The organism is Arthrobacter sp. HMWF013 (assembly GCF_003061105.1).
In the GTDB taxonomy this organism is placed as follows: Bacteria; Actinomycetota; Actinomycetes; order Actinomycetales; family Micrococcaceae; genus Arthrobacter.
In genome coordinates, this window is the sequence record NZ_QAIQ01000493.1 from 1 (window position 1) to 2,720 (window position 2,720).

The window sequence follows — 2,720 nt, forward strand, 5'->3', positions numbered from 1 at the left end:
GCCCGGACCAGATTTCGCTGCGGACCTCGGAGACGCGCTTGGCAGTCGTGTACGTATCGTCCGTGGTGGCGAAGACAGGGAAGGGGGCCTGCGCCAGGAGCGGGTAGATGTTGTCATCCGGGGCCAGACCACCGGTCAGGATCAAGCCCGAAGGCACCGGAAATTCGGGTGAGAACGACGACGCCAGGCAGGCCACCATCACGTCCGCGCGGTCACCGGGAACGATCACCAGCGCCCCGTCATCCAGAACATTCAGGAAGTGGCCCACGTTCATGGCGGCCACCTTGATGTCCCGCACGTCACGCTCCATGTCCGCCCGGCCGGCCACCTGCCGCACACCCAGGGCCGCTGCCACTTCGCCCGTCGTGGGGCGGGCGATCTCCTCCAGCTCGGGCAGCACGTACACCGGCCGGTTGGAGGCACCCGGCTTGATCTCGGCGGCGATCGCGTCCAGGAGTTCGGGGTCGGCGCGGTTCACCATGATGGCCAGCAGCGTGCACTTCTCGGCCACCAGTTCTTTGCGGGCAACTTCGACGGCGGCGGCGGTCTCGGCAACGGTCCGCCCCTTCGCGCCCACCACGGCAACGACGGGGGCGGCCAGGTTGTTGGCCAGCCGGGCGTTGAGGTCAAACTCGACGGCGGCGTCCTGGCCGGTGAGGTCCGTCCCCTCCACGATCACCACGTCGCAGTGCCGGGAAATCTCGGCGAAAATCTCCACGCACCTGGCATCAATGTCGGCACGCCTGCCCTCTGCCAGCAGCGCCCGCACCTCGGCGAACGTCAATCCGCCGCGGCACCTGTCGTCGTCGAGCGCGAACCGGGCTTTCATCAGCGCCACCATGGGGTCCTGGGCGGCATCGGGGCCGTGGACCACGGGTTTGAAGAAGCCGATCCGGTCAGCGTGCCGGTGGAGGGTGTCGGCGAGCCCCAGGGCCACGAGCGATTTGCCCGAGCCCGGAGTGGTTGCGCTGACGTAAATGCCTTTGGCCATGGTCCGCCCTTTGGTGTGCTGGTGCAGGTCCAACCATCCTTGCACTTCGGGGCGGCCATAGGGCAGCGTTTGGCCGGTTCGCGGGCGTGGTGCCGGGCACGTGCGGCGCCAGGAACGCCCTGGGTGCGCCCCGCCGTCGTACGCTCCCGGCGCCCGGTTACAGGCCCGCCGTGGGCCCGGAAACACGGACAGGCCTTGACACCTACCCGGCTGATGGGATTACCTAATGAACATTCGGTAAATAAAGCTGGAGGCAATGACGCATGGCTGAAGCAGCACTCTCCGGGGCCACCCACCCCATCCTGGAAAACGACTACGCCTCCATATGGATGGGCATCGAGGTCCTCTCGCTCAGCGAAGGCCACGCCACCATCCGCATGACACTCAGGCAGGAAATGCTGAACGGGTTTGGCATGGCGCACGGCGGGATGATCTTCGCGTTTGGCGATACCGCCTTCGCCCTGGCCTGCAATCCGGTCCACCCCACGCCCGCCGAGGCGGACACCATCACGGTTGCATCCGGTGTGGACATCAACTTCCTCAAGTCGGCGTACCGCGGCCAGGTGATTACTGCCGTCGCGGACCGCCGCTCCAGCGCAGGCCGCAGCGGGTTGTACGACATTCAGATTTTCGCAGCCGACCCCGACCCGCAGCCCGATCCGCAACAGCGCGGTGAACTCATCGCCGAGTTCCGCGGACGCAGCCGCACCATCCCCAAGAAGTAGGACAATCATGACCCTCCACGCCCCCGAATCCCCCACACAGGGGACCGCCGCCGCCCAGGCAACCGACGCCGTCCTGGACCGCGAGGAAACCATTTCCCGTGACGAACTCGAGACCCTCCAGCTTGCCCGGCTGCAGCACACCGTGGCCTATGCCTACGACCGGGTGCCGCTCTACAAGCGGAAGTTCGACGCCGCCGGCATCCACCCGAACGACCTCCGCGAACTGAGCGACCTGGGCAACTTCCCGTTCACCACCAAGGACGATCTGCGGGAGGAATACCCGTTCGGCATGTTCGCCGTGCCGCAGAACGAAGTAGCCCGCATCCACGCCAGCTCCGGCACCACCGGCCGGCCCACCGTCGTCGGGTACACCAAAAAGGACCTGGCCGACTGGGCCAAACTGGTGGCCCGCTCCCTGCGCGCCTCCGGCGTCCGGCCCGGCATGAAGGTCCACAACGCCTACGGCTACGGACTGTTCACCGGCGGCCTGGGCGCCCATGCAGGCGCCGAGGCGCTCGGCTGCACCGTCATCCCCATCTCCGGCGGCCAGACGGAACGCCAGATCCAGCTGATCCAGGACTTCAAGCCTGACGCCATCCTGGCCACCCCGACCTACCTGCTGACCATCGCCGACGCCATGGCGCACATGGGCATCGATCCGACGTCCACCTCGCTGAAGTATGCCGTTCTCGGCGCCGAGCCGTGGACCGAGGAGATGCGGCACGAGCTCGAGGTGACCATGAACATCAAGGCGTGCGATATCTACGGGCTGTCCGAGGTCATGGGCCCGGGCGTCGCCGGCGAGGCCGTGGAGACGCAGGACGGCAGCCACATCTGGGAGGACCATTTCCGCCCGGAAATCATCGACGCATTCAACCCCGAAGTCGGCAAGGAAAACGTGCTCCGCGACGGCGAACACGGCGAACTCGTGTTCACCTCCCTGACCAAGGAAGCGCTGCCGATCATCCGCTACCGCACCAAGGACCTCACCCGCCTGCTCCCCG

At 66.8% G+C, this 2,720-nt stretch carries 3 protein-coding genes; 2 read left to right on the plus strand and 1 reads right to left on the minus strand.

What is annotated here, in order from left to right; translation table 11 throughout:
• Positions 1-991, minus strand: a 991-nt coding sequence (locus tag DBR22_RS17545; RefSeq protein WP_146187550.1) for a phosphotransacetylase family protein, incomplete at its 3' end; no start/stop codon positions are given.
• A 263-nt stretch (positions 992-1,254) separates the two neighbouring features.
• Here DBR22_RS17545 and DBR22_RS17550 point away from each other — a divergent pair.
• Positions 1,255-1,716: a hotdog fold thioesterase gene (locus DBR22_RS17550; protein ID WP_108600077.1), complete on the plus strand. Its 462-nt coding sequence runs from the start codon at positions 1,255-1,257 to the stop codon at positions 1,714-1,716.
• Positions 1,717-1,723: 7 nt separating this feature from the next.
• Positions 1,724-2,720: AMP-binding protein (locus DBR22_RS17555; protein ID WP_108600078.1), on the plus strand; the 997-nt coding region annotated here is incomplete at its 3' end.